A 25,448-nucleotide genomic window follows, 5' to 3' on the forward strand; every position below is an offset into this window, starting at 1 on the left:
AAAACGTGAATTCATCAAGAACCAAGAATACTCATCGAAGATGGCTTGATCAGCGCCGTTGGTAAACGGCTGGCCTATCCAAAAGGAACAACAATTATTAATCTGAGTCAGCATACGCTAACGCCTGGGCTGATCGATATGCATACGCATCTGCTGTTCTTCCAGAAACAAACCCCGACTGGCTTTGAGGATGGGGCAAGGCCTCCAGCTGAAGAGCGAGTTAAACGGGGGCTTGGATTTGCCAAACAGGATCTGAACGCAGGAATTACTACTGTGCGGGATGTCGGCAATTCGGGCCGCTACCTGAATGTTCGGTTAAAAGAACTCTTGGCTAGGGATGCCAAACTTGGCCCCGATCTGTTTGCTTCGGGGCCCATTATAAGCCCTCCAGGGGGACAATTCGGTAAACTTGCTCCGGCGGATAGCCTTTTAATCCCTCAGGAATATACCGAAATTAAGGGCGTTGACCAAGCTAAAGCAGCGGTATTAGAGCATATTAAGCACGGAGTTGATGTCATCAAAATTTGTGCAAATACCTATGACAAGCTCCTTTCAGTGGACGAAATCAAAGCTATTGTCGAGACGGCTCACGCTAGAAATATTCCGGTTACGGCTCATGCCACGTATGATGAACCTATCCGAAATGCAGTCTTAGGAGGTGTTGATGGCATCGAACATGGGTATAGTGTATCCGACAGTACGTTAGCCTTAATGGCAGCTCGACATGTGTATTTAGTCCCCACTGATGTTTCGCGACGAAGGGGAAAGATATTAGTTGCCGGCCTGGGTATGATGGGTAAGACCGCTCAACTGGCCCTGCAAAGTTTGGATGCTTTCCATGAGCGATTAAGAAGAGCGGTAAAGAAGGGGGTGATGATTGTCTCCGGATGCGATTTTTATAATGATGTCAACGGTCTGAAGTGGGGTCCGAGTTCAGTTGATGTGCTAGTAGGCTATCGAGAAGCAGGTTTATCGGTACCGGAGGTACTCAGTTTTGCTACGATCAATGCCGCTAAAGCCCTGCATCGTTCCGATAGCATCGGCATTGTTAAAAAGGGGATGCAAGCGAACTTGGTTGTATTCAGCGGTGATTTAGAGACAAACTTTGAGAAGTCCTTATTCGATGTTGAAGCGGTATTTCATAAAGGCAAATTAGTACACCAAAAAACTAAGAAGTAGCAGCATTGCAGATAGTCTCTTCTTAAGCATGATTATAGAATATTGTAAAAACCACCTAACATGATCGAGAATATGCAACCACACTAAGAAAAGTGCAAAATTGGTTCTTTAATTTATTCTCTAAATACGCTCCAAAGTGAGACGAGAAGGTATCTATATTTCGGGCATTTTATAAGATGGAAATACTGCCTGTTGCAGTGATAACGAACAGAATTTAATTTAGTCGACGTAGTTTAGTAACTTGCGGTACAGTAACTAGTTAGGCTCAACAGGTTCTGCCCTCTTATGCTAACTAAGCGAGCCTGGATATACCCGTACGTAACTGACTTTGATACCAACAGCTCGTTTTGATTCATATCCTTTTTTACGGGGGGGGGGGCCAGATGGGGGCACTTATCCGTGCCTATGATTGGGCCGCATCTCCCCTAGGATCACCCAGTCAATGGCCTTCCAGCCTGCGCACCTCGGTCAGCAATATGCTACATACGGGGCTACCTATGTTAGTCCTCTGGGGATCAGAGCTGATTTGCCTCTACAATGATTACGTCATTCCCAGTCTAGATCCCACTACCCAGCATCCGGCTATTGGTAAGCCATCAGCCCAGATATGGCCACAGGCCTGGCCGGTTGTTGGCCCCCTGTTAGAAGGTGTCCTGAAAAATGGGGAACCGGTGACCTTTCAGGATGTACCAATGCTATTTTATCGCCACGGTGACACCGAGGAGGTCTTTTGGACATTTTGCTACAGTGCCATCGTGACCGATGACGGGCGTATCGGGGGTATTCTGGCCACCTGCCTGGAAACCACCCAGGCAGTACGGGCCCGTCAACAATTAGAGCAAAACCAGCAGCAGTTGCTTACTTCCTTTAAAGAAGCGCCGGTGGCCATTGCGGTTGTTAGTAAAGAGAAGCTGACGTTTCGGATGGCTAATCCGTTCTACGGTCAATTAGTTGGCCGTACACCGGACGAACTTGTCGATAAACCGCTCTTAGAAGCCCTACCGGAATTAGCCGGGCAAGGGTTTGATCGGTTGCTCGAAGACGTGATCGCTACCGGTACGCCTTACTCTGCCAATGAAGTAGCCGTTGAGCTTGTCCGAAATAACCAACTAGAAACCATTTACGTTAATCTCACCTATCAGCCCCGGCGTGAAGTCGATAAGGCTATTTCGGGGGTATTGGTAGTCGCCACCGACGTTACGCAGCAGGTTGTTACCCGAAAAAAAATTGAGGAAAGTAAGGCGCATCTGGACTTGCTGAGCAACACCGTGCCCGCCATGATCTTTTACTTGGATTTGCAACAGCGCTATCAGTCTTACAATGAAACCTTCATGCAGTGGTTTAACGTCGGCCCCACGGAGGTACTTGGAAAAACCGTGCGGGAGTTTCTGGGCGATGCGGCTTATCAGAAGGTGTTACCCCATTTAGCCATTGCCTATGCAGGCCAGCAGGAGCGATACGAGCTATGGAGCCCTGCCAAGATGGGCAAAGGAAAGTGGCTGGATATTACCTATACTCCCCACAAAACGACGGAGGGATCTGTACTTGGTTTAATTGTCCACGCGGCTGACATTACGCAGACCAAGCAAGCCGAAGTGGATTTGCGGGATAGTGAGGCTTCGCTACAGGGAGCCATAGAGTTGGCCGAATTGGGTACTTGGCAAATTGATTTGGTGACCGGTACGATTACTTTTTCTGAGCGGCTGCAAGCGTGGTTGGGTATTCAAACCGCCGAGTTGGAAGCCGAAGCCTCGCCCCGAATTCATCCCAAAGATCGCGAGCGGATACGATTGGCCTTAGGAAAGGCGTTAGAAAAAGGCAGCTCTGGTTATTTTGATGAGGTGTATACCATCCTCAACACGGTTACCGGGCAGGATCGAGTTATCCATGCGAATGGTCAGACATTGTTTGATGCCGACGGTACCCCCCGCTCTATCGCCGGCACAGCTCAGGACGTGACTATCCAGCAAGAATTGCAACTGGCTTTAGAAAATGAAGTACAAACGCGGACGGAAGAATTAGCGACTACTAACCAAGATCTAACCGCCATCAACGAAGAGTTGCTCGAATCGACGGCCTTACTGGTGCGTTCGAATGAAAATCTACAAAAATTCGCCTATATCGCCAGTCATGATTTACAAGAACCGTTGCGCAAAATCCAACAGTTTGGCGATCTACTGAAAACCGGTTATGCCCGCTCACCTGAAGAAGCGTTGACCTATGTAGAGCGGATGCAATCGGCGGCAAGCCGGATGTCCATGCTGATTCGGGATCTGCTGAGTTTTTCCCGGATTTCAACCCGGCGCGATGCCAGTGCCCCTGTGTTACTCCAACCCATCGTGGCCAGTGTACTTCAAACCCTGGAGCTAGTTATCCAAGAAACGGGGGCTCACATTCATGTAGGGCTCTTACCCATTATTTCGGGAGATGCTATCCAATTGTCTCAGCTCTTTCAGAATTTGCTCTCCAACGCACTCAAATTTCGTCTACCAGCGATCAGTCCGGTAATCGAGATAAAGGCGCAACGAGTCGCTGTTACAGATCTACCCACTGGGATTAAACCTGGACGCCTGGCTCCTGAATACTATTGTATCGACGTAATCGATAATGGCGTCGGTTTTGATGAGAAGTATCTGGATCGCATCTTTCAGGTTTTCCAGCGGCTACATAGTAAGAGCGAGTTTGCTGGCACAGGTATTGGATTGGCCATTTGCGAGAAGGTGGTAACCAATCATGGGGGAGCCATTACGGCCTCTAGCCAGCCCGGTCAGGGTGCCACATTTAGTGTCTATTTTCCCGTCGAATAGTTGTCCAATCATTCCTAAATCTTTTATAAGGGAATTCATGGAAGTCAAAGTAGGACAAGTACCATAGGCTATTAAGTGGACCGCGGTGGCGACGGTCAGCCGCTGCTGGCCACTTGACAGTAATTAAAAAATAATCGTTCCATAAAACCCTTGGTCAAATGGACGATATTCGTTGCTCAGCTCAATAGCTTGCTCTAGGCGATTAGCCTCTAATTGTTTTTTATGGAAGAATTACTTTATCTGTACTAAATCTATGAAAAATACAAAATACGAAGAGGGTATTTGTAAAGTATCGTAAATGTTTCTATACCGGTAGAATGCTATTCTTTAAGCTAAATAGGTGGGATAAACGTATAGCTGGCGTGTTTTAAAACGTTGTAAAGAGAAGCCCCTGTTAATAGTCGTGAACGAGTCTTTTTCGCCATGTAAAACCCGGCTGGCTCGATACACCAGAAACTAAACCATAGAACAGACCTTTCAGCCTGTTCTGAACCGACTGGCTGACTTATTCAGGCCAGGTATACCTTGACTGGTTTTAGACCCTTCTTACCCTGATCAACACCAAAGTTGACGTTGTCATGCTGCCGGAGCTGGTCGATAGAGACCGGTATATAATTAAAAGGCAACGTTAAGCGTAAACTGGCTACCAGTCTTAACTAAACCAGCAGCTTCCGGTTAATCCAGCAATCCCTGCTTTCGGTTTCCGCGTTCACACTAACGCTGTGGATAACTAGTTCAAAACAACTTTACTCAATGAAAATGACTAACTCCTTTTCCTGGCGTATACCAGCTCTCCTGCTTTCAGGCTTGGCGGTTATCGCAACGGCTGGCTGTCAAAATGAACGCTCAGCTAAGACCACCGCCCAAACGGCTACCGACTCGGTGGGTGCTGGCCGCATTGAAGCGGGCCGGGAAATATACCGCAATGAAACATTTGGCGACGAGGGCTTCTGGACCGACGCGGTGCGCATGCCCCAGGGTATGAAGGCCGCCAAGCTTACCGTGCTCGACGCGCTGAAAGCCGGTGTCAGTTTCGATGTGGACGCCCTGCCCACCGACCTGAAAGCTGCCTTTGTCAAGGAGCTTAAGACCGACCACTCGCCTGCTAAAGCGCCCAAGCTCAATGACCCCGCCACGCTCGACGCGTTGTTGACGAACAACGCCGTGATCGGTATGGTACCCAAAGGGGGCAAAGTGGGCGTGACTTGTGCGCTTTGCCACGCCATCACTGATCAGTCGATGTTTGCGCTTCCGGGCAAGGGGAGCATTGGCAAGCGGATCGACGGCCCCACCCCGCACGGTCTCAACGTAGGCAAGTTGCTGGCCACCGCGGCTAACTCCCGCGCGCTCTTTCCTACCTTACAGTTGCAGCAGCCCGACGGAACGACCATTGGTCGGGCACCCAAGGGCCTGACGGCTAACTCCTCCGAAGCGGAAGTTGACGCGTACTTGAGTAATCCGAACTATTACCCGATTGGTACATTTGACGATTCGCCTGACGGCAATGGCAACTCCATCCACATCACGCCCTTTTTTCGGCAGGATTTGGCCGCGCCCTTTGGCTCATCGGGCCAGAATGACAAGTTGAATGATTTTAACAACACGGTCTACACCGCCTTATTTGACCAGAGTAACCTGCTCTCACCCGGCGGCAAACAGTTTATTCACCTGCTAGGGGCGGCAGGCGGTGACTCGATCATGGCTGGTTATGCCAAGGTACTGGCCACAACTGGCGTGACGGGCTACCCCTACGTAACGGCTCCCCAGAAAGGCAAGCCCGGCGATCCGCCTACGCCAACCGGTAAGCGCGTGGACGAGCAGAAGCTGCGCGATCTGGAGGCCTACGTCCGCAGTCTGCAAGCGCCTAAGGGTGTAGTCACCAACGCCACCCAGGTAGCCAGTGGGCGCGCTGTATTTATTGCCCAAAATTGCACGTCCTGCCACAATACCAATCAGGGGGTGCCCGTGTCCACTAAACTCATCCCGATGAAAACCATCTGGCCGGGTTATGCGCCCAAGGTGCTGGCCCAGCGTCAGGCCCCCCTTTCCCCTATTCAGAATGCCCCCGGTACGTTTGACGACAAGATGGTGGTGGTGGACGCCAGTCCGGGTGGTGGCATTCGGGGCAACGCCCTGCCTTTGCTGTTGGACCTGGCCCGCAAGCCGGTGTTTCTGCACGACGATTCAGTGAAAAGCCTGGATGAACTGCTCAACCCGAAGCGCGGCAAAACGGCCCCTCACCCCTTCTACGTGGTCAGGCCTGCCCAGCGCAGTGAGATGATCGCTTACCTGAAGAGCCTGGATACCGACAGCCAGTAGGCTGAAGGCTTAGTCGTTGCTCAACACCCATCCGGCCTAGACTTTATGGCGCTAGATGGGTGTGTTATGCCAAGTACCAAAGCCCAGGACCGTAGACGCAGGTCGTGTCTCGGTAAAGCTTTGGATGGTCCATTGCCTGACCACTACACCGAGTAGCCAGGCATTGGATTTGCGATAGTAAACCGGACAGTAAGCGTATGCTCAAGGTAGTGAGTCCCGGTACCCAATTGCTACTTCGCCTACCCTAAACTATATGCACCGGTAGCCGTTCATCGTATGTTGAGTGGCTCAGCGCAACCTGTAGACCTACTGACTCATACGTATGACCATGAACTATGTCCGGCGTGGGACCGGTAAACCTCTGTTATTGCTCCATGGCCTGGGGAGTTCCCTAAAGGTTTGGGATCTCATTATCGATGAGTTGGCCACCCAGCGGGATGTGATTGCCCTGGATTTGCCGGGTTTCGGTCAATCACCGGCTCTACTGGGAGAGGTATCCATTCCTACCCTGGCCGATGCGGTAATCGACTTTTTAATCCAGCACCAACTGCTGGGCATCGATGCGGTGGGTAATTCGATGGGTGCCCGGCTGGTGCTCGAACTCGCCCGGCGGGGTAATGTGGTCGGTGCGGTTGTATCGCTGGATCCGGGTGGATTCTGGCAAGGTTGGCAGGTCGCCTATTTCTACCAGTCGGTTCGACTATCGGCACAGCTATCCAAGCTCATCCAACCCATCTTACCACCCTTGGTCAGCAATCCCGTGAGCCGAACGTTGCTGTTCGCTCAATTTTCGGCCCATCCCTGGACGATCCCGGCCGAGGTAGCCCTGAATGAATTCCGGGAGTTTTTACCAACTCCCAGCTTTACCAAGCTGCTGGATAGCCTGGCCCATGGCCCCCCGCAGCAGGGGGCACCTATTGGCTCTATCCCGAATCTGGTCATTGGGTGGGGTTGTCAGGACCGGATTTGTCCCCCCAGTCAGTCAAGGCTGGCCCTAAAGTTGTTTCCTGACGCTCAGCTACACTGGTTTTCGAATTGTGGTCACGTTCCGCAATTGGATGTGCCTGCTGAAACGATTGCGCTGATTCTAGCCGTAACGGATGGCCGCTATGAACCGCAATCCCAACTCCCTGCTACAACAAAAGCGTCAGCGGTTACAGAAAATGTCTTGATTGGGTTGGGGGTTGGGGTGCTGTTGGTGGGCTTATTTCTCACCTTTGGTAAGCAAAGATAAGGTCGTATTGGATCAAGCAGACATTGTAGATGTCTGTTACGGTTAACGGGCGATATATGCGACACAACATACCTTTCGTACTTCCTAGAATAGTACGAAAATAAATCCCTTGTAAAACGCCCAAATAGTACGTTTCTAGGAGGTTTGAAAGCCTTAACGCTTGCCGATTTTCGCACGTTAAGTAAGAAAGTACGAAACCTTATCTTGATGGTATTATAGTACAGATAGTTGTTTACAGTACGACACGTTAGGCTATTTATCTCCTGGAATGACCTGTACCGTCTCATCCGTCCCATCGACTTCTAGAACATAAGATCCATCCTGCTGATAGACCACTCTAGCGCGGGGATTATGCGCGTAAAAATAAAGATACTTCTCTTCATGCTGTAGCCACACCTTGCCGTTATCGAATGTAAAGTGGGTATTGATCATTCGAAAGCCTCGAAAGGGTCCTTTTAGTTTACCCACTTGGATAACCAGTGGAGAAAGCAGGTTTGACATAGGCTGTTAGTTATTTTTAACTAAAAAGCAGTCATCGAAAAGTTTCCTGATCGAGTGAGGTAGCCCAAACTAAAACAGGCTGTCTTACAATCAAAACAGCCTGAGTATACTAAGCCGAAAAGAGAGCGAATGACCTAAAAAGCTCGATAAGTGTTGAACGGTAAAGCCCCTATGCCGTTTGTAAACTACGCTCTACCTTAGGCACTCGCCGAGACAGGGTACTGCGTAGACTCTGCGGTTTAGCCACGATACGAGCTCCAGTCCAAGTGGAGGCTACCACCATCCCAGCAGCCACCAAAATAATGTCTTTGACAATGTATTGGGCCGCTAAGGTAGGAGCATGAAGCGGACCTGGGAAGAGCTCACTCGGAAAGATAAGTAAAGGAGACATAGCGCCTACCATCTGAGCAGCCATTAGCCAGACGCCTACCCGCAGAAATCGGCCCGAAATAAAGCAAACACCAATAATCGTTTCCAGACCCGCGACAAAATTCATGGCATTGTGTCCTGACAACATACCCAAGGTTAGGATGGTCGTCGTTCGAGTTGCCAAGTCCTCAATGGGACTGATACCGGGGAAAAACTTTAACACCCCAAATCCCAAAAAAACCAGCCCCATGCCGATTCGAAGCAGGGCAATGCTATGGGCCACCAACCAGCGATTGATACTGGTATCCAATCGGTCAAATCGGTCAAAAAGATTAGCTAATGTTTTCATAACGTAGAGTATCCGTACAACCCTACTTACGACAAAAGAATGACGAACAGATTTAAGTATGAAAATATTTAACAAGTAGTATGGATAGAAATTAATAGACTACACAGTTAATCTTTATCTAAAATCCACACTATTGGGCAAAGAAGACCCCACTTTTACTAGCATTTGTTTATCAATTACCTGCAATGCTGCGAATAGAATCGATTTGATGAATGTGGCATGGTTTTTCTGACGTAAATACCTAATCGCTTGCCAAACTCCTACATCCTATTGGTGATTAGTTGTCCTTCCTCCTCTATGAAATCAACCCCGTTGAATGAAACTCAATTAGTCCGCGATCTTCAGGCTGGCCATTCCGCAGCATTTGCGACGTTGTACGATGCTTATTCACCGGCTTTGTTTGGGGCTTTATTACGACTAGTGAAAGACGAGCAACAAGCCGAAGATTTGCTTCAAGATGCATTTATTAAAATCTGGACTAACTTCCATCGTTATGATGCCCAGCAAGGACGGCTTTTTACCTGGTTGTTAACCGTGACCCGTAACGTAGCGATGGACTGGCTGAGAGCTCGCAAAGACCAAGCTCCACTCCAGGCGTATTTAGCTGATCGGATGACTGCTTCAACCAGCTCACCCCTCGAAGCAATGCCTAACCAGTCGGTTTTTGCCATTTTACCCGCTCAGTATGGGCAGGTGCTGGAATTAACCTATCAAGGCTATACGAAAGAAGAAATAGCCACTCAATTCAACCTGCCGCTAGGCACGGTGAAAACCCGTTTTCGGAAAGCCCTCCAAAAACTGAATGATATTTTCCACCAAGATATTTATCACTATCACGCCTATTGACAGATCCGCTCTATTTTGCCTGTCCAACAAGTCATTTTATGACAGAGGATAATAATTAAACAGATGATCTATTAGGGAATATCGCGGTTGGTTCGACGTGTTGGCGTTTTGGCTAATTCAAACCAGTACAAGCGAATTTGCTCTGCTATATTGACCAATGCCTGCTGACTAATGGGTTTCGTCAAAAACGAATTAGCCCCCAGCTCATAGGTACGATTAATATCTTCTTCGGCACCTGATGTGGTCAGAATGACGATCGGTATATGACGATAAAAAGCCGAGGATTTCAGATGTTTCAACACCTCAAACCCGTGAATTCTGGGCATGTTCAGATCCAGTAATACCAAATCGGGCAAGAATTGGGGGCTTTCAATGTTCTCTAATACGTCGGTTCCGTCCGTGGCAAATTGCAGATTAAATTTAGCGGAATCCTTCTCAAAAGCGGCTTTTATGAGCATCTGATCGTCGTCAACAATCAGCACGTTAAACGTCGTTTTCATTTAAGCAAAGTACGGTAGGTAACTTATCTCAATTTTATTGTAAGCCTAAAGTACGAAAAATTATATAGTCTAGATTGATCATACGTTTGACGAACGGCCAAGAAGATCAATGAGACACAACAATGTCGCAGGATAGCGAGCTTATCTAATCTTCATTAAGTCAGTTACAGAATAATCCTGATTAATTATTGCGTCAGTTTGTTGTCAACCCAAATGCAGCGACCAAAATTGACCTTGAGTTGCCCCATTTGGGTGTCATTTGGTTAAGTAATATTAGTAGCTGGGCGAAGGCTGTCGTTTCGTACTTTGGGAAGTAAAGTACGAAAATTGGATGGTGCCTATAATAGTGGATGGCGGTTTAATATAATATCATAAAATGCTCCCATTAGAGACGAAAAACCTTTCTGACCCGTTCTGAAAAACATTAACCATATGCCTTTATTTTTGTCCCATACTAGTATTCCAACGTTAGCGTTCGCCTTTTTCGATAGACCCACCGGATTGTCTACTTTTCAGCCAGATCAACAGTTACCTAAAACTAAACGATTACTGAACGTATTTACTGATGAACCCAACGCTGCCACTTCGGGAAGGGCATTACTTAGGTATTAACCAGCGCTGTATCCGCCAAAAGCACTCGGCTTTATCGACACGATGTATCCAGCTAAAGTATCAGAAGAGTGGCACTCCCATGAGCAGGCCCATGTAACGTTTATGCTGAGAGGGGGCAACCGCGAGCGACGCACCAAGACCGAGCAACAGTTAGGGGCCGGTCAACTCGTTTTTTACCACAGTCGGGAACTGCATCGCAACGACCACACGCTTTTCCCTTCCCGCAACCTGAATCTGGAAATCGAGCCCATTTTTTTTCAGACCTATCATCTGACTGAACACCAGGTTGACCAGGCCGTCAAAACGGGTAGGTTGACGGGGCTGGAAGTTACCCGCCTGTTCTACGAAGCCCTGCACCCCGACCCATCCGCGGCCGATAGCCTGCATCTGTTGCTGCTGGGATACCTGCAAAAGACCAAGGGTCCTGGGCGACCGGTCGGCCTGTTACGGGCTCGGGAATGGTTGCACGATAACTGGTATACCTGGCCCACGCTCGCCGAGCTGGCTGCTGTTGCGGGCCTGCACCCGGTGACCCTGTCGAAATATTTCCCCCAATATTTCGGCTATTCACTGAGTCAGTACATGCGTCGTTTGAAAGTGCAGCAGGCCCTGCCCCTGGTCAGTGCGAGTCGATATAGTCTGTCCGAGATTGCCTATCGCTGCGGCTTTGCCGACCAGAGCCATTTTATTCGCTGCTTCAAAGAGCAAACCGGCATGCCCCCCTCCTCGTTCAAGCGCTTTTAAGGGCCGGCTAATCCTGTTCTATTTTTTAGGCTGACTTCGCTGTTTCTTTGCCCAAAATTACGAAGGACGATGACACGTAAGTGGACTCTAGTTGCGATACGTAGCTTATTCGCGCTGACAATGGCTCCGGCTCAACCCCTCACGTCCCGGCTGGACAGCCTGTTCAGGGGCGCGCTGACCCCGACGATGTTGAACGGTACGAGGCTGGTGGCCCAACGAGGCCAGTCGGTTTACCAACAGGACTTTGGCTATGGTTACGTCGAGCGAAAATGCCTCAATCAACTCGCTCCCCGGTTTCAGCTGGCTGCGTTGGCCAAAGTATGGACTAGCGGGGTTATTTTACAACTCTATGAGATGGGGAAAACGCGCCTAAACGATGCATTCAGCCGCTATTTTCCGGCTTTCCCCGATCCAGCCATCCCCATTCGACAACTACTTCCTCATCCGTCGGCCTGGTCCGATCAGTACCTGCCTGCAGCGCTGACCAGCGCGGAGAAAAAGCAGGGGCACTGGCTGCACAAGGAAAACCTGGTACCGGTTATGGGGTATGAACTCCTGGTAACGTTGGTCGAACCGGTTGCCGCCCAGCCGGTTCACCAGTACGTAGCTAAACGGATACTCGCCCCGGCTGGTATGACGCTGACAGTGTTGCTCACGCTCGACACCCCGCCCCTACCACTACCCGATAAGGCTAATAATTATGACTATGCGTTTGGGTATTCACCCTCTAAAAGCCGGGTTGAGTTGAAAAAAACCGACTACGTGGAGAAAACCTACGGGCCGACTAATGTCTTCAGTACCGTGGGGGATTTGCTCCGAGTGGATCAGGCGCTTTACAGAGATCAATTACTTACCCAAAAGACCCGCCAGCTGGCCTTTTCCCTGGATACGCTATGCTACGGGAAGTCCAATGCGGGGTGGCACAATGGCGGTGGAATGGGCCACTCGTTTGATCAGTTATGCTGGTTTATCTTCCAGGACGCGGGCAAAACCACTCAGCACACGGGGGGGTATGCTGGGAGCGGTGACGATCCTGTTGCTGAATATTGACCACCAGCGAACCGTCATCCCGCTGGATAATACCGGCAGCGAAGGCCGCTACAAAAGCGCCCTGAACCTACTCCGGCTGTTGCAGGGCAGACCCCTGGCCGCCGTGAAGCAGAGAACGTAGCCGGCCTGTTGTTTCCGCTCAGCGACAATGCTGTCAATAGCTGCGCCAAAGCGTTGGCCCGGAGCGGGAACCGGTCAGATACCATCCTAATGAATCAACACTCGCTCGCTTGTAATCCGTAACCTGAAGACTCCCGCCAGGCGTTGCGGGAACTAGCTAAGCCTTACTCATCTGGTATGCCCATACGTATGATTTTATATAGCCGGCTTCTCGGCGATCTTAGAAAAGCTAGCTTGCTGGCAGGACTGCTTTTGGGGCTGTCGAGTGTGCAGGCGCAATCACTCTACAGTAAAGCGATCGGCAATCCCCAGGGGGAGCCGCTGCTGTTCATCCACGGTGGCCCCGGCAGTAGCTCGGCGCTATTTGAAGCCACAACCGCTCGCCCCCTGGCGGCCCGGGGCTTTTACGTAATCTGGTACGACCGCCGGGGCGAAGGCCGCTCGGTGGACTCGGCCGCCCGTTACAGCTTCCGTCAAACGATGGATGACCTGGATGGGATTTATAAAAAGTACCGACTCAACACCTGCAACCTGATCGCCTTTAGCTTCGGTGGGATCGTGGCCACCCTATACGCCCAGCAGCATCCTGACCGGGTCAGGGCCCTGGTATTGACGAGTGCACTGCTGTCGCTGCCAGAAACCTATCAGACCATCCTGGACCGTAGTCGAACGATTTACCAAGTAAACGGGGATCGAACCAGTCTGGCCGCACTGGACAACCTGGGTTCTTTGGACCGACGTTCATATGCGTTTCGCTCGGCGTGTTTTAAAGAAGCTTCCAAAAACGGGTTCTTCACTACCTCGCACCCGAATGGGCTGGCCCAGGTTCTATATGCCCGTAGTCAAAAGGACACACTGCTCACCCGGCTACCCACGGACACTACCAACCGGGCTAGTCGGATGTTCTGGGAACACGAGCACTATTCCACCCTGAGTATTCTCCCGCTTGTGCAACAGCTAAGGCGCAAAGGCATCCACCTCTACGGCATCTATGGTAAGGATGACGGCTTGTATTCCCGGGCGCAACTCAGGCAGCTGCGGCACCTGATCGGCACCCAGCACCTGCTGTACCTGGACTGTGCGGCACATTATCTGTACATAGACCAGCAACGGATTTTTAGTAGGGCGCTGACCCACTGGCTTTGTAAAGCTCCACGAACAACGCGCTGATGGCCCGGCGCGTTAACCAATTCATTGATTCATGCTCATCTACAGCCATGCCATACGTACTTGCCCTTGGGCTAATTAATCGCTGTTGCTGGGGCCGGCATCGCCCCTTGTTGGAAAGTATGACCCACCAGCTTCCCACCCGTGCCTACCCGGCTATTCAGGCCGTTCTGAACAGCCACAATGGGGTGACCGGGTATGCGCAGTATGCCAATGGCTACACCCGTGATTGTTTATTCGAGACGCGCTCAGCTTTCAAATCAGTCACCAGTCTGTTGACGGGCATCGCTATCAATATTCATCAAATCGATTCAACAATACTTTTCGTTTATTTATCCTAAGAGCCTCAATCTGAACCTACTGTGTATCCTCCGCAGTCACCAGGGAAGCCATCTTCTCATTTCTCACATCCGATGAATATCTACCTGATTGTCTTACTTCTTCTGTTGTCCCCATCTGCCCTGGCACAAGATTTTCGTACTCCCTTTAAAGACTGTAATCTAACGGGTAGTATAACGATTTATGATTACAGACACAAAAAATGGATTATCAGTGATCAGACCGACGACCGGCGACCAACCCTACCCGCCTCTACCTTTAAGATTATCAATCTGCTGATTGCTTTGGAGACCGGTGTCATTACCGATGAACATACCCTTGTTAAATGGCCGGGGTCAACGGATACTACCCTTTATGGCTACCGGCCAGACATCTATAAGGACCTCTCCGTTAAGGAAGCCTTTGAGGTATCAGCGGGCTGGGCGTTTATTGAACTGGCCAAGAAAATAGGGCGGGAAAAATACAAGCATTACCTAACCCTAGCCAAGTACGGCAACGGCAATCTCGCCGAAAACGGGGAGGACTTCTGGAATTTTGGTCCTTTTGGTATTTCTCCTCACAATCAGGTGTTGTTTCTTATTGAAGTGTTTGAGGGGAAAACGCCCTTTTCAAAACGGAATGTCGAGATTCTCAAGAAGGTGATGATTAACCCGCAGATGGGAACGTATACACTCCGGGCTAAAACCGGTTGGACCCGAGTGGATGGCCTGGATCTGGGCTGGTGGGTAGGCTACATTGAACAAGGTAAGAATACGTTCTTCTTCGCAACGCGGGTTACTAAACCCCGCTCGGTGCTCAATCCTGACTTTGGGACTTGTCGTAAGCGCATTACAAAAGCAGTGCTCCAACAATTGGGAATCCTGTAACATTAGTCAACACCTGTTTTTACCAATAAGAAGGCCAATCGACAATGACTAAAACATCAATCCTTGCCCTTTTCCTCACGGTTATGCGTACCTCTCTGATCGCACAACCCAGCCTTTCTGAGCAAGAAAAAATAGCGGTAATTCAATCCGTAAGCAAGATCATGCAGCAGGCTTATGTGTTTCCTAACGTGGGTCAGCGAATGGCCACTCAGCTGACCGCCAACCTGACCAATAAGCTTTACCGCAAACTTGACGATCCGGTAGCGTTTGCCGCGCGGCTGACTGACGATCTGGTATCCGTAAGCCACGATAAGCATATCCGGGTGTTTTTTGATCCGGAATGGGTGAAGGCTGCCAAAACGGCAGTTACCAAACAAGACAGCCTTGCTGTTTTATACCGTGACCTGGCCAGTTGGAAAAAAGATAACTTTGGCTTCAAAGCGATTAACGTCCTGCCGGGTAACATCGGCTATCTGAAGCTCGATGCCATGATGGACGTCAAATTTGGCGGAGAAACGGGGGTGGCGGCCATGAATTACCTATCCAACGTTGACGCGCTGATTATCGACCTGCGTGAAAACCATGGTGGCTCCAACATGGGATCACTCATTGCCAGTTACCTGTTTGATGGAGAGCCGGTTCAACTCGCCGAACTCCACCTGCGGGAAGGCAACAAGATCATCCAGGAGTGGACATTAGCCCACGTGCCGGGCAAGCGGATGCCCGATACACCCGTGTATATCCTGACTAGTAATTTTACGTTTTCAGCAGCAGAGGCCATCGCTCAGCGATTGAAAGTATTGAAGAGGGCCATTACCATCGGCGAAAAAAGCGGTGGCGGAGCGCATATTACGGAGCAGCGGGTGGCCACAGACCGGTTTTGTGTGTTTGTACCCTTCGGCCGCTCCATCGGCGATCCCACTAAGGAAACGGATTGGGAAGGTGTTGGCGTCATTCCGGATATAAGTGTTCCAGCCAATGATGCTTTCGATACGGCCTATCAGCTAGCCCTGTCCAATTTGTCAAAGACCAGCTCCGGCTCGACGGTGAACTACCAATGGTATCTTGAGAATGCCAACGCCAAGGCAACTGCCGTTAGTCTACCCGTAACCCTCCTGGATTCATATGCCGGCGACTACGCCGACATGAAAATCAGGATTAACGAGGGTCGGTTAACCTTTCAAAAAGGCAAACAAATGATTTACCGTCTAACGCCGATCAACAGCGAAACCTTCCTGGTAGAAGGTATGCCCTATTTACGGCTAAAGTTCATCAAGGAAAATAACCGGGTAAGCACGCTAATCAGGGTATATGACAACGGGATGGAACGCAAAAGCAACCGGGTCGAGTAAAGGGAGGTATATTCTCGTTTGCTCGTCAGCCAACTACAACCTCCGCCCAACCGAATCTATTTCCGAAACCATCCGGTATTAACATCGAATACTAGTAATGGGTCCAGTCTTTACTTGATCGTTAAGCCAACTTAGTCGTACAATCGTGCGACGGGTGATTTGCGAGCGGGTCCGCAGCTATACGGCACTCAGTTGGCGAAACGCAATCAACCAGCTTAGGGGTAGCGAACCAGCAATAGTCGTTCCTAGTTCGCTACCCCTAAGCTATAAATTCTTAATAAAGGCTCCTATTTATGACATATTACTAGTCTGCATCAATATGCATCAGTAATAGGGGGTATTGATGACCTCTTCAAAATGTCCGATTTGTCCAATTTGTAAGGATGTCCAAAGCCCAACTTTGTGCCATCATTTACAGACAAATTACATGAAACTCAATCATATTAACATCGTCGTACAGGATATTCCTGCGGCCATTAACCTGTTTGAAAAGCACTTAGGGTTTAACTGCATTCAGAATCGAAAAGATGCCATTGCAGTCTTAACCAATACCGATGAATTTGCCTTGGTGCTTTGGTCCTCAAAGCTTAACCAGGAGCCTACTGTGCACTATCCTGAAAATTTCCATATTGGCTTTTATCAGCCCGATAAAGAAACGGTTATGGCTATTTATGAGGGGCTAATGGCCGAAAAAGTTGTTTTTGAGAGTGAGCCTAAAAACATACGAAAGACGTTTGGTTTTTATTTCTATTTCGATAGTTTACTCATCGAAATTAGTGTCATTCCTGCCTCATTTGAGTAGTCAACTCAATTATTCCTCGGTGTACTGGCCTACTTGAACAAATCGAACAGCTCGCTGCTGGTAGAGTTGTTTGGGTGTACTACCCGTATGCTTTTTGGTTTGTCGAATAAAATGGGACTGATCATAATAATACGCTAGGGGGTAAAACTCACCCTGACCGATTTGCGATAAGGACGAAAAAAACTGGAGTTGTTCTAAATATCTCTTTAATGGTAAGCCAACCGTAGCCCTGAAATACCGATTGATTTGGCGAGTGGACCAACCGGTTTCAAGCGCTAAGTCATGGACCGAAACGGCTCCTTTAGAATTATACACAAACTCTGAAAGCTTCCGTTTTCTTGGGTCTATGATTGACAACTTGAGTTGTTGCTCTAGCAGCGCACTCATTAAATTGACAAACCTATCCAACGGCGTTTGAGCCTGCACCTCCACATCCCAAAAATTCGTCGACGGTTTTTGAATGGAATTGGTTGGTAAAGTAGTTTTTAACAAGTATTCAACCGCTAAGAGTTTAAAGCGAACTCCGAATAAGACACCCCCCTTTGGGATAGTGATGTCAAGACTATGAGTGGATAGACCAAAGAGGTCCATTTGGTTAGGTCGCTCCGGCTGAAGTGAGATAATGAGTTCGATACCCGCATCGGGCAGTATTGTATACTGGTAATCTGAGTCCGTGTTGTTGTGGGTCTTCCAAAAAGTAAAGACGAAATCGTTCAGGGGTTCAGTGGGTAGTTGATCGAAATAATTGATAGTCATCAATGATGGTCATGAGGATTCACGAGAATAAGCATAAATAACTGAGCGAACACAATAAATATCAAAGGGCGTTCTTAGTTTTTTTATCTCCGTTTGGCCTCGTCTCAATAAATGCTCCTAAGTGCGACAGGCAGAAATTCTATGTCCATAAATAGGGCGTTTAAAAAGATGGTGAACTCGTAAGCTTTTCGTTATACTAGTCACGGCATTACCTGATAGTATTTATTACGGAAAGGTTATCGCTACTGGGTTCACAAGTAGTTAAATACTCTATTCTATAAGCTTTATTTATTGTTTTCTAAAAGCTCGATTCCCCCAATAAATTATGTTGCCTTTTTTTATAATCGACTCGCCATCAGTGGTAAAAAAAATGCCGGATTGATATTCGTTTACTTTGGTATCCCCTCCACTTGAACAATACAGGTAGCCATTCTTGATGAATAAGCGGAGCGTCTCTGGTTGACGATTGTTATATCCCTTATAAATGCCTACTAATCCACGCCAAGACGATTTGATAACACCAGCTTTTTCTGTAGGCGAATCATTGTAGATATAAAAATCTGCATCATGTTGATTGATATTCAGATAATGGGTGGGTTTACCCGCTTTTGAAAAGAAAAAGAAAAACCGATCACCATTCGTTGCTGAAAATTCGGCCCGGCTATGAGCCTTGAGCCAAACAGTGTCCGTTCCTGAAACGGTAGCAAGTTTACCCTTATGCTCAATCAGCGTAATGAGCCGTCGATTTGTTTTATAACTACCAGTTAACGTTCGTAAATAAGCTTTATCTAGGTGGACAATCACTTTGTTAACGGGTTGTAGCTGGGTTGCCGGTAAGCTGCCTACTTTAGCCTTTAACATAGCTTGCATAGCATACTCGTAAACATCACTGGTAAAGGATGAGCCAAGTCCATCATTGGTTAAGATAATGATGCCAATTTTAGCTTCCGGAATCCACGCTTGCTCAGCTCGGTAGCCGTAGCCCCCACCTGAATGATGGACAAGGGTAGTTCCGTGGTAGGGTTTTACCATAACCCCTAAACCGTACCCGGCGACCTGACCATCCTGCCTAAACTGGACGGTTTGCATCTGCTTAAGTAACGTTGGTGATATAAGGACTTTGTTGCCTACTCTACAACCGTTAAATTGAAATGTAAGAAACTTTGCCATTTCAGCCGCATTGGCGTAAAGCCCCCCCCGCAGCAACATCACCAATGTAGGTTCTTTTTAGAACGTTGTCGCCATAACATCCCTGAGCGATGTTGGTAAATTGGTAAGCCTCTTGTTGATTGTAGGTACTATTGATCATCCCAAGCGGGATTAGAAGATTTTTTTTTAGGTAATCGGCAACGGGTATTGCTGCTTTCTTAGCCAGAACGTAGCCTGCTAGATCGGGGCCAATATTCGAGTAGCTGTAAAACTGATTCACCCCAAACCGTTGCCATGACCCATTGATACTAGCGATATGTTGATCGAAGCTGCAATGCACTGTATCATAATTATTACCTATTGGAGCTTCCTGACAGAAACCAGCTCGGTGACTTAGTAAGTGTCGGAAAGTTATCTTCTTCTCTTCGGCCTTCCCATATCTGGATTTAACGCTTAAGTCAGGATGATACCGGATGACCTTATCATCCAGGGCATACGTTCCTTTTTGAACTTCCATTAAAAAGGCGGTCGTCGTATAGGTTTTTGAGATGGACTGAGTGCTGAACAAGGTTTGTTCATCGACGCGACGGGATTTTGCTGGATCGGTAAAGCCGAAGCCTTTGGTCCAGATTATTGACTGGTCATCTACAAGCGCAATGGAAGCTCCTATAACCTTGTATTGTTGCATTTTTTTCACCACCAAACTATCCATTTTTTTGATGATCAGTGTACGGTCGGATGCACTTAACTGGTTAAAAACCGACTTGCCAGCTTGGCCAAGTGTATGTTGTAGAGTGGTTAGCGAAAGGGTAAGCAGAAACCAGATAAAACTTGTTTTTGTGTCCATGCCCAGAACCTATTTTCTTTTTTATGAGTGGGCCTATGTTCTGGATAACTCCTTCAACATATTCCCAAGACTCGAGTTGAATCCTGTTTATAAGCATAAAATAACAAGGGTTTGATGAAAGTGCCAGCATGAAGCGTTAATTACTTAGTTGAGCAAGACTCCTACCTAGTAAAGCCATCTCGCGATTGCAAGTCTTATAATCTCAGCAAACGCTCCCTCCTGAGACGAAAGGCTAATTAAACAATAGCCCAATAATCTTTATTTTTCCGCCATGAGACATTATGAATTCGTACCTGGCCCGGATTGGCAAAAGCATATTGCGGCCTTTTGGATGCTGACTATCGATGCGGGTAGAGAACCAGCCGGTATGCGAATCTATGCCGATGGGTGCGCGGATCTAATTTATAATGCCGGTGAAAGTATAGCCTACTTTTTTCCAATGGCAGGCGCGCAGCAGGCTATTCCACTTTACCCGCGACGATTGTACCTAGGCGGTACCATGACAGCTTATGGCGTGCTAAAAGGCGAGGTGGGCACGCTATTGACCGGTATCCGCTTTTGGCCAGGTGGGTTTTATGCCCTCTTTGCCCAACCCATGGAGCCAGCCCTCGATTCGACGATTGAATTTCCTCTCGACCAGCTGGGCACACTGATGGGCCAGCCCGAAAATTTGGCCATCCGACTCAACCGTTGGTTTGATGATCGATCAACCCATGGGATGCTACCAAAAGCAGGTGTATATGATTTTGTCTATCTGCGAAAACGCATGTACCAATCCGCAGGGTTAATATCGGTAGAAACGCTGGCCGATGAAATGCATGTCAGTCAAAAAACACTGGAGCGTATTTTCAAAAAAAATGTGGGCATCCCCCCCAAGGAATTTTTACGGATCATCCGTTTCCAGGAATTGTTGAAACGGTTGCGAAACAAAAAAGGCGAAAACCACGCGTCGGTGGCCAAAGAAAGTCTTTTACAGACCGCCTTTGAACTGGGCTACTATGACCATGCTCATCTTACGAAAGAATTCAAAAAATATTCGGGTTTACTTCCTTCCGAATTGTCGAATTTTTACAAAACGGGATTATCCGATGGGCAATACTTTTGAGCTAAAAAAGGATATGACTGTAGTAATTACCTGGCTAGTGGCCGGTACACTCGATTTAGTGGCAGCCTTTACGCTATTTATTTCCCAGACTAATAAAAGTCCTACCCTCTTATTGAGATCAATAACCAGTGCCGCGTTAGGATCTAGGGCATTCAGGGGAGGCTCGGTGATGGCCCTACTGGGTCTGATCTTCCATTACGCCATCGCCTTGTGTTGGACCGTATTCTATTTTGTCGTTATCCCACGCCTGCTTCCTTGTGGCGGGGTCCTGACCCATGCCGTAGCCTATGGACTATTTGTCTGGGTGATTATGAACTTGATAGTGCTACCGCTGTCCAAGGCTGAACCTAGACCGTTTGTGCCCTTAATGGCTCTCGTTAATATTGTCATACTGATTCTGGCTATCGGCTTACCCTGTGCTTACGCGGCTAAAAATTATCCGTTGCCATCATTCGGATTTTAAGTGGTCTCGCAAAAGGCTCTATTCGTGCGATGGCTATTTATACTGCTTTAGGCAAATGACTAGCTATCTACATTTTTGCCGGACAGCCGCCATGGTTATTACTTTCGACAATTGGTAATGCCAGTGCATCGTGTTTTGGGAATCCATAAAAGCAAACTCAAAGGTTTGGTTATCTAGTAATATGGTTGGGTGTAGAGCCAAAGTAAAAGCCCAGCTAATAGCCAGACCTCTACTTTGATAAGTACGAATTCTATTAATACTCCTATTAGCTCTAGACCTCCTCTATCTCCTTCTGATAAATAGCTAAATAGGTAGTAGTTGGAGTTCCGATGCCAAGACAGCCAGGCTGTGTTACATGAAAAACAGAATGAAATTTAAAGCCTTCTTTAGCACGGCTGTTAAATAGTTCAGTTAGTCGAGGTAGGTCACTATTCTTGAATTGTGAGCCTATCGGCTCAACATGATACACTGTCATTTGATATAGAAGGTTAAAATGGTTGAACGGGGATTAGGGCAGATCGATGCCACCATTACTGGGCCGACATCGATGTAATCGCTTTGTGGTAAAAGCTACTCCTTTCAAGAATCCGTGCTTTCTGAAAGCCAATTCTGAGTAGCGTGAGCAGCTTGGCTCATAGACACATCGCTGCCCAAGTTTGGGGGAAAGCTTTAGCCGATACCACTTTAACAGTCGAATGCACAACTTGAGCCAATAAGGTTTGATGGGCAGACTAAGTGCATCTACTTCGATATCCAGTGGAGTAGTACCAGTAAGTGCACGTAAAACGGTAGCCTGTAATGCAGGGTCTAGATTTAGATGGGCCTCAATACCGTTGACTTTTACGGTTCGACTGACTTCTTTCATGGGGTGGTATGGGATGTGGACTTTTAGGCAAAGGCCAATGTTCGGTACCACTACTCAAATTGTGCGATATCACTAACCCCCTAGTTCCTGTATTCGCTTATCAAGCGCTTGGATCATCTCATTTTTGAACTCCCTTAACTGTTCAACAGTCGTTAGGTCAACAGATTGGCGCTTGTCTCTCAAAGGCTCTCCTTCTCCTCGTAGTAGATACTCAGCAGAAATACGGGGTTCAGCTGCACACATTCGTTCTATAAGTCCGAATATGGGCTGATTTCGTCCACTCAGTATATTAAATAGAGAAGTTCGGCTGAAATCATGGTCTTTCGCAAACTTATGAGCTGAAGTATCTAAAGCATCAAAAATAGTCTTGACTCGTTCGGAAAGAGGTAGCATGATTAGTCCGTTAGTTGGAATAGTCAAAGTTAAAGTATTTAACTCTTTAGCGCAATAAGTTAAATGTTAAATACAATAATAAGTTAAAAAGCTTGCAAATTGGTTAAAAGTATTGTACTTTTGGTATGATCTTGTAGCTCAGAAAAGGCGATATAGTACTGATGAGGTTGCCCGCTGGACAGTATGAGTTGGAAAAGTGCCTATTTAAAATGCAAAACCCCCTCGTTTGATCTTTCTGACGGAGCAACGAGGGGGCGGTGTGCAACATTTAACTGACTAAAATCAAATGAACACGGTACAAATGTACACGGGTAAGGGGAATAATGCACCCTATACTCCACCAACGGCCAAAAATGGTCCCCAAGCTCCTCCTACGCCGGATGATCGGCAGGAAATTATCTGGAAACCCTTTCCGGGCTTAGAGAACTTCTTTGAAGTATCCAATCTGGCTACGGTTCGCCACTGCAAAACGGGTACTTCCGTTCCTCTGATTACTACTCGTGATGGTCAGTTTATGAGCCTGTATCATCCTGTTACGGGTAAGTATGTGAGTCTGCAAATTCATCGGGCCGTTGCTACTGCCTTTCTACCTAACCCCAACAGTTACTCATGGGTAAGTCGCAAGGATGGCGATAAACGCCACAACGTAGTTACTAATCTTGAGTGGATTCCCAAAGGCAGCAAAAAGGGAAAGGAGGTGTGCCGTGGATAATTTAAGCCTCGTCTCCAAGCCCTCCAGCTGCGATTGGCATCTTCAACTACGGTTGCCTGCCATGCAGTCTCCCTTTCAGGCCGCTTTACTGTTTACTATTCACAAGGCAAATAATAAGCCTGGCCATGATGCCTACGTCTGCTATCTAAAGCAACAACGGGTAGTTCATGTTGAGCGGCTACATAGCCTACGGGGGCACAATCCGACGGTCAATCTGAGCTCAGTAATTCGCTACGTACGTCATAATGAGGAAATCACTGGAGTAATAATAGGTACCTGGGTGCGCTCCACCTCTGAATATCCCTATGCTGAAGAATTCTCAAATGAAGTTGAGCGCCAATATCACGTGCTTCTGGAGGCTGATATTAAGCTAGTCGATAACCTAAGACTATCAGAGACGGGGGTTTACTCTTATTATGGTGATCATGCAGAACCGTTTGCTGAATCGCCTTTCGATTCACAAACGGGTGTTTGTCGTCTGTATTGATATGAGTAGCCGACAGATCAAGCCTCAACACGCTTCCCGATCGCCATGTGATGTGTCGGGAAGCGTTACTCAGCCGCCCGAGGAGACCATCAGAATGAAGATAGTGCGGATGGTCAATAGTTATTGCCGGATAAATAAGGTAAGGCAACGGCAGGCCTGGCGTACCGTTTATAGTCGCCTGTATCAGCTCTACCATATAAGTATCCAGAATTATGGACGCTCCAAGCGAGAAAGTTGGCTAGATGTTGCAGAGCACTACGGCCACCTCGATAAAATATATGCTATTGTGAGTACAGAACTCAACTAATCAACCAATCAATAATGAATTTTCAAACGCTCCGACCCTTTGCGGTAGCCGCATTGTGGTTTGTACTGGCCGCCTGTAGTGTCCAGTGGGCAAGGTACCAGGTCGACAGCCGGAAGCGGTCGGGGCCTTCAACGCTCAAAAATCATGGAATCATCAAAACAGCAGCCCGCATACATTTCGACCCTTACCTTATTGAATCGCCAACTTGCCGACTGGCAAAACCTACTGACAGACTTTGAGGACCAACAGGCCCCTATAGATCAGATTAGGTATTGTGAGCGTCAGGTTGAACGACTCAAAGCAGAACTCAAAGTGATGAATAATTAACAAATGAATGGATATGAAGCCTCATCTATCGAAATCGGATATTAGCAGTTCGGCTGCACTGGCGTCTAAGCGAAGGGGCCGGATTTGCCCACTCACCCAGATTGATATTACCCATCAGCGTGCCGATTGTCGATTAGCTACTACAAGGACGCTACATAACCTATCCCAGGTCAACCCTAAGCAATTCAATGCATTGGTCGATAAGTTTCTAACACCTCAACGGGATCAGGAGTCTACATATGCCAAGAGTGCAGCAATATGTAGCCGTATTCGCAAGCTAATCAAACGTATAGGGAGCGTGGATAGATGATTTAAGGCGTGGCTGAAACGGAGATACAAATTTTCGCTTTCGACACCTATTCCGTCACCTTAATTTGTATCGTCTGTTTATATCTCTGATAATCAATAATTTGTGTCTCTAGGTTCAAGTTCGCTCGGAACCTCTCCTTACATAAAAAGGCTAACCCGTTATAGAGTAGTAAAACTCAAACTAAACGGATTAGCCTTTTTTGTTTATTCGGTATCAGTCTGCAATTAGGCTTTGAATGGATAGGCGTCTTCGAGGAGTATCGTATACTACCCATAGTTGCATTCACAAGTGGTTTATGTATTGCTATTCCTGCCACCTCAATAAATGTCCTGTTTAAACTACTTAACGCTAATCTATAAACCATATATAGAAGTGAATGCGGCTTGTCATTAGTCAGCCTGTGATCTAGTTTTAGACGGCTTACTACTTATTTAATCGCTGTAACTTGATTACACATTAGTAATTTTAATCTATACACTAAATTTTTAATGTGTGCCATCTTTTATAAACACACGGATTATATCCCTGCTGAATGGTATTTTTTTTAGTATAAACAGTATTGATAAGTTGC

27 protein-coding genes are annotated in these 25,448 nt (G+C 47.7%); 18 read left to right on the forward strand and 9 right to left on the reverse strand.

The genetic code is table 11. The features are described 5' to 3' along the window. Positions 1 to 45: 45 nt before the first annotated feature. The gene (locus tag H3H32_RS32005; protein WP_182459788.1) at positions 46 to 1,179 is read left to right on the forward strand and encodes an amidohydrolase family protein; all 1,134 of its coding nucleotides are present in this window, start codon (positions 46 to 48) and stop codon (positions 1,177 to 1,179) included. Between the two features lie 347 nt (positions 1,180 to 1,526). Next, positions 1,527 to 3,986 carry a PAS domain-containing sensor histidine kinase gene (locus H3H32_RS32010; RefSeq protein WP_182459789.1) on the forward strand — a complete coding sequence of 820 codons (2,460 nt, stop codon included), beginning with the start codon at positions 1,527 to 1,529 and terminating at the stop codon, positions 3,984 to 3,986. An 833-nt stretch (positions 3,987 to 4,819) separates the two neighbouring features. Here the strand turns inward: H3H32_RS32010 and H3H32_RS37665 are convergent. After that, a complete protein-coding gene (locus tag H3H32_RS37665; protein WP_240543557.1) occupies positions 4,820 to 5,170 on the reverse strand; it encodes a hypothetical protein in 351 nt (116 codons plus the stop codon). Here H3H32_RS37665 and H3H32_RS32015 point away from each other — a divergent pair. Beyond that, positions 5,160 to 6,305 (forward strand): hypothetical protein, encoded by a 1,146-nt coding sequence (locus tag H3H32_RS32015; protein ID WP_240543558.1) that lies wholly within the window; start codon positions 5,160 to 5,162, stop codon positions 6,303 to 6,305. The two genes, H3H32_RS37665 and H3H32_RS32015, sit on opposite strands and share 11 nt — an antisense overlap. 322 nt (positions 6,306 to 6,627) lie before the next feature. Beyond that, a complete protein-coding gene (locus tag H3H32_RS32020; RefSeq protein WP_182459790.1) occupies positions 6,628 to 7,539 on the forward strand; it encodes an alpha/beta fold hydrolase in 912 nt (303 codons plus the stop codon). Positions 7,540 to 7,791: 252 nt separating this feature from the next. Here the strand turns inward: H3H32_RS32020 and H3H32_RS32025 are convergent, their stop codons facing one another. Then, positions 7,792 to 8,040 (reverse strand): hypothetical protein, encoded by a 249-nt coding sequence (locus H3H32_RS32025; protein ID WP_182459791.1) that lies wholly within the window; start codon positions 8,038 to 8,040, stop codon positions 7,792 to 7,794. A gap of 169 nt (positions 8,041 to 8,209) precedes the next feature. Further along, positions 8,210 to 8,758 (reverse strand): DoxX family membrane protein, encoded by a 549-nt coding sequence (locus tag H3H32_RS32030; protein ID WP_182459792.1) that lies wholly within the window; start codon positions 8,756 to 8,758, stop codon positions 8,210 to 8,212. Positions 8,759 to 9,055: 297 nt separating this feature from the next. Between H3H32_RS32030 and H3H32_RS32035 the strand changes: the two genes are divergently transcribed. Further along, positions 9,056 to 9,604, forward strand: coding sequence for an RNA polymerase sigma factor (locus tag H3H32_RS32035; protein WP_182459793.1), 549 nt, complete (start codon positions 9,056 to 9,058; stop codon positions 9,602 to 9,604). A gap of 71 nt (positions 9,605 to 9,675) precedes the next feature. Here H3H32_RS32035 and H3H32_RS32040 read toward each other — a convergent pair whose 3' ends face one another. Next, positions 9,676 to 10,104 carry a response regulator gene (locus H3H32_RS32040; RefSeq protein WP_182459794.1) on the reverse strand — a complete coding sequence of 143 codons (429 nt, stop codon included), beginning with the start codon at positions 10,102 to 10,104 and terminating at the stop codon, positions 9,676 to 9,678. A gap of 654 nt (positions 10,105 to 10,758) precedes the next feature. On the opposite strand from H3H32_RS32040, the gene H3H32_RS32045 reads away from it, so the two are divergent. The 7 genes from H3H32_RS32045 (at position 10,759) to H3H32_RS32075 (ending at position 17,156) form a co-directional block, all read left to right on the forward strand. Next, positions 10,759 to 11,460, forward strand: a complete 702-nt coding sequence (locus tag H3H32_RS32045; protein WP_182459795.1) for a helix-turn-helix domain-containing protein — start codon at positions 10,759 to 10,761, stop codon at positions 11,458 to 11,460. A gap of 69 nt (positions 11,461 to 11,529) precedes the next feature. Continuing rightward, positions 11,530 to 12,510 (forward strand): serine hydrolase domain-containing protein, encoded by a 981-nt coding sequence (locus H3H32_RS32050; protein ID WP_182459796.1) that lies wholly within the window; start codon positions 11,530 to 11,532, stop codon positions 12,508 to 12,510. A 309-nt stretch (positions 12,511 to 12,819) separates the two neighbouring features. After that, entirely contained in the window at positions 12,820 to 13,800 is a 981-nt protein-coding gene (locus H3H32_RS32055; protein WP_182459797.1) for an alpha/beta fold hydrolase, read from the forward strand. A gap of 119 nt (positions 13,801 to 13,919) precedes the next feature. Continuing rightward, complete coding sequence (locus H3H32_RS32060; protein ID WP_182459798.1) at positions 13,920 to 14,138, forward strand: hypothetical protein; 219 nt, start codon at positions 13,920 to 13,922, stop codon at positions 14,136 to 14,138. A gap of 72 nt (positions 14,139 to 14,210) precedes the next feature. Further along, a complete protein-coding gene (locus H3H32_RS32065) occupies positions 14,211 to 15,002 on the forward strand; it encodes a penicillin-binding transpeptidase domain-containing protein (protein WP_182459799.1) in 792 nt (263 codons plus the stop codon). An 83-nt stretch (positions 15,003 to 15,085) separates the two neighbouring features. Beyond that, positions 15,086 to 16,354, forward strand: coding sequence for a S41 family peptidase (locus H3H32_RS32070; RefSeq protein ID WP_182459800.1), 1,269 nt, complete (start codon positions 15,086 to 15,088; stop codon positions 16,352 to 16,354). Positions 16,355 to 16,781: 427 nt separating this feature from the next. Continuing rightward, positions 16,782 to 17,156, forward strand: coding sequence for a VOC family protein (locus H3H32_RS32075; RefSeq protein WP_182459801.1), 375 nt, complete (start codon positions 16,782 to 16,784; stop codon positions 17,154 to 17,156). A gap of 9 nt (positions 17,157 to 17,165) precedes the next feature. Here H3H32_RS32075 and H3H32_RS32080 read toward each other — a convergent pair whose 3' ends face one another. From H3H32_RS32080 to H3H32_RS37945, 3 genes are all read right to left on the reverse strand, one after another. Then, a complete protein-coding gene (locus H3H32_RS32080) occupies positions 17,166 to 17,912 on the reverse strand; it encodes a helix-turn-helix domain-containing protein (RefSeq protein WP_182459802.1) in 747 nt (248 codons plus the stop codon). A 288-nt stretch (positions 17,913 to 18,200) separates the two neighbouring features. Beyond that, the gene (locus H3H32_RS37940; RefSeq protein WP_309547121.1) at positions 18,201 to 19,121 is read right to left on the reverse strand and encodes a serine hydrolase domain-containing protein; all 921 of its coding nucleotides are present in this window, start codon (positions 19,119 to 19,121) and stop codon (positions 18,201 to 18,203) included. Further along, positions 19,084 to 19,908 carry a serine hydrolase domain-containing protein gene (locus tag H3H32_RS37945; protein ID WP_182459804.1) on the reverse strand — a complete coding sequence of 275 codons (825 nt, stop codon included), beginning with the start codon at positions 19,906 to 19,908 and terminating at the stop codon, positions 19,084 to 19,086. Before H3H32_RS37945 ends, H3H32_RS37940 begins: the two co-directional genes overlap by 38 nt. A 271-nt stretch (positions 19,909 to 20,179) precedes the next feature. Here H3H32_RS37945 and H3H32_RS32095 point away from each other — a divergent pair, with 271 nt between their 5' ends. Continuing rightward, positions 20,180 to 21,013, forward strand: a complete 834-nt coding sequence (locus tag H3H32_RS32095; protein ID WP_182459805.1) for a helix-turn-helix domain-containing protein — start codon at positions 20,180 to 20,182, stop codon at positions 21,011 to 21,013. 13 nt (positions 21,014 to 21,026) lie between these two features. Further along, positions 21,027 to 21,476, forward strand: coding sequence for a hypothetical protein (locus tag H3H32_RS32100; RefSeq protein ID WP_182459806.1), 450 nt, complete (start codon positions 21,027 to 21,029; stop codon positions 21,474 to 21,476). A 508-nt stretch (positions 21,477 to 21,984) separates the two neighbouring features. On the opposite strand, the gene yidD is transcribed toward H3H32_RS32100, so the two are convergent. Further along, positions 21,985 to 22,341 (reverse strand): membrane protein insertion efficiency factor YidD, encoded by a 357-nt coding sequence (gene yidD, locus H3H32_RS32105; protein ID WP_182459807.1) that lies wholly within the window; start codon positions 22,339 to 22,341, stop codon positions 21,985 to 21,987. 72 nt (positions 22,342 to 22,413) lie between these two features. Beyond that, positions 22,414 to 22,734: a hypothetical protein gene (locus H3H32_RS37210; RefSeq protein WP_220472576.1), complete on the reverse strand. Its 321-nt coding sequence runs from the start codon at positions 22,732 to 22,734 to the stop codon at positions 22,414 to 22,416. Between the two features lie 286 nt (positions 22,735 to 23,020). Here H3H32_RS37210 and H3H32_RS32110 point away from each other — a divergent pair, with 286 nt between their 5' ends. From H3H32_RS32110 to H3H32_RS32125, 4 genes are all read left to right on the forward strand, one after another. Next, positions 23,021 to 23,446 carry an NUMOD4 domain-containing protein gene (locus tag H3H32_RS32110; protein ID WP_182459808.1) on the forward strand — a complete coding sequence of 142 codons (426 nt, stop codon included), beginning with the start codon at positions 23,021 to 23,023 and terminating at the stop codon, positions 23,444 to 23,446. A 61-nt stretch (positions 23,447 to 23,507) separates the two neighbouring features. Further along, positions 23,508 to 23,933, forward strand: a complete 426-nt coding sequence (locus tag H3H32_RS32115; RefSeq protein ID WP_182459809.1) for a hypothetical protein — start codon at positions 23,508 to 23,510, stop codon at positions 23,931 to 23,933. A gap of 451 nt (positions 23,934 to 24,384) precedes the next feature. Continuing rightward, positions 24,385 to 24,567, forward strand: a complete 183-nt coding sequence (locus H3H32_RS32120) for a hypothetical protein (protein WP_182459810.1) — start codon at positions 24,385 to 24,387, stop codon at positions 24,565 to 24,567. 13 nt (positions 24,568 to 24,580) lie between these two features. Continuing rightward, a complete protein-coding gene (locus tag H3H32_RS32125) occupies positions 24,581 to 24,877 on the forward strand; it encodes a hypothetical protein (RefSeq protein WP_182459811.1) in 297 nt (98 codons plus the stop codon). Positions 24,878 to 25,448: the final 571 nt, after the last annotated feature.

Origin of the sequence: Spirosoma foliorum (assembly GCF_014117325.1) — a bacterium.
GTDB lineage: Bacteria > Bacteroidota > Bacteroidia > Cytophagales > Spirosomataceae > Spirosoma > Spirosoma foliorum.

Coding starts and splice junctions, on each gene's coding strand:
- H3H32_RS32065 (WP_182459799.1), top strand. CDS start 14,211: ATGAATATCTACCTGATTGTCTTACTTCTTCTGTTGTCCCCATCTGCC.
- H3H32_RS32050 (WP_182459796.1), top strand. CDS start 11,530: ATGACACGTAAGTGGACTCTAGTTGCGATACGTAGCTTATTCGCGCTG.
- H3H32_RS32020 (WP_182459790.1), top strand. CDS start 6,628: ATGACCATGAACTATGTCCGGCGTGGGACCGGTAAACCTCTGTTATTG.
- H3H32_RS32040 (WP_182459794.1), bottom strand. CDS start 10,104: ATGAAAACGACGTTTAACGTGCTGATTGTTGACGACGATCAGATGCTC.
- H3H32_RS32025 (WP_182459791.1), bottom strand. CDS start 8,040: ATGTCAAACCTGCTTTCTCCACTGGTTATCCAAGTGGGTAAACTAAAA.
- yidD (WP_182459807.1), bottom strand. CDS start 22,341: ATGAAAGAAGTCAGTCGAACCGTAAAAGTCAACGGTATTGAGGCCCAT.
- H3H32_RS32030 (WP_182459792.1), bottom strand. CDS start 8,758: ATGAAAACATTAGCTAATCTTTTTGACCGATTTGACCGATTGGATACC.
- H3H32_RS32080 (WP_182459802.1), bottom strand. CDS start 17,912: ATGACTATCAATTATTTCGATCAACTACCCACTGAACCCCTGAACGAT.
- H3H32_RS32110 (WP_182459808.1), top strand. CDS start 23,021: ATGAACACGGTACAAATGTACACGGGTAAGGGGAATAATGCACCCTAT.
- H3H32_RS32095 (WP_182459805.1), top strand. CDS start 20,180: ATGAGACATTATGAATTCGTACCTGGCCCGGATTGGCAAAAGCATATT.
- H3H32_RS32035 (WP_182459793.1), top strand. CDS start 9,056: ATGAAATCAACCCCGTTGAATGAAACTCAATTAGTCCGCGATCTTCAG.
- H3H32_RS32045 (WP_182459795.1), top strand. CDS start 10,759: ATGTATCCAGCTAAAGTATCAGAAGAGTGGCACTCCCATGAGCAGGCC.
- H3H32_RS32100 (WP_182459806.1), top strand. CDS start 21,027: ATGACTGTAGTAATTACCTGGCTAGTGGCCGGTACACTCGATTTAGTG.
- H3H32_RS32015 (WP_240543558.1), top strand. CDS start 5,160: ATGGTACCCAAAGGGGGCAAAGTGGGCGTGACTTGTGCGCTTTGCCAC.
- H3H32_RS32060 (WP_182459798.1), top strand. CDS start 13,920: ATGACCCACCAGCTTCCCACCCGTGCCTACCCGGCTATTCAGGCCGTT.
- H3H32_RS32055 (WP_182459797.1), top strand. CDS start 12,820: ATGATTTTATATAGCCGGCTTCTCGGCGATCTTAGAAAAGCTAGCTTG.
- H3H32_RS32075 (WP_182459801.1), top strand. CDS start 16,782: ATGAAACTCAATCATATTAACATCGTCGTACAGGATATTCCTGCGGCC.
- H3H32_RS37940 (WP_309547121.1), bottom strand. CDS start 19,121: ATGTTGCTGCGGGGGGGGCTTTACGCCAATGCGGCTGAAATGGCAAAG.
- H3H32_RS37210 (WP_220472576.1), bottom strand. CDS start 22,734: ATGCTACCTCTTTCCGAACGAGTCAAGACTATTTTTGATGCTTTAGAT.
- H3H32_RS37945 (WP_182459804.1), bottom strand. CDS start 19,908: ATGGACACAAAAACAAGTTTTATCTGGTTTCTGCTTACCCTTTCGCTA.
- H3H32_RS32115 (WP_182459809.1), top strand. CDS start 23,508: ATGCAGTCTCCCTTTCAGGCCGCTTTACTGTTTACTATTCACAAGGCA.
- H3H32_RS32070 (WP_182459800.1), top strand. CDS start 15,086: ATGCGTACCTCTCTGATCGCACAACCCAGCCTTTCTGAGCAAGAAAAA.
- H3H32_RS32125 (WP_182459811.1), top strand. CDS start 24,581: ATGAAGCCTCATCTATCGAAATCGGATATTAGCAGTTCGGCTGCACTG.
- H3H32_RS32120 (WP_182459810.1), top strand. CDS start 24,385: ATGGAATCATCAAAACAGCAGCCCGCATACATTTCGACCCTTACCTTA.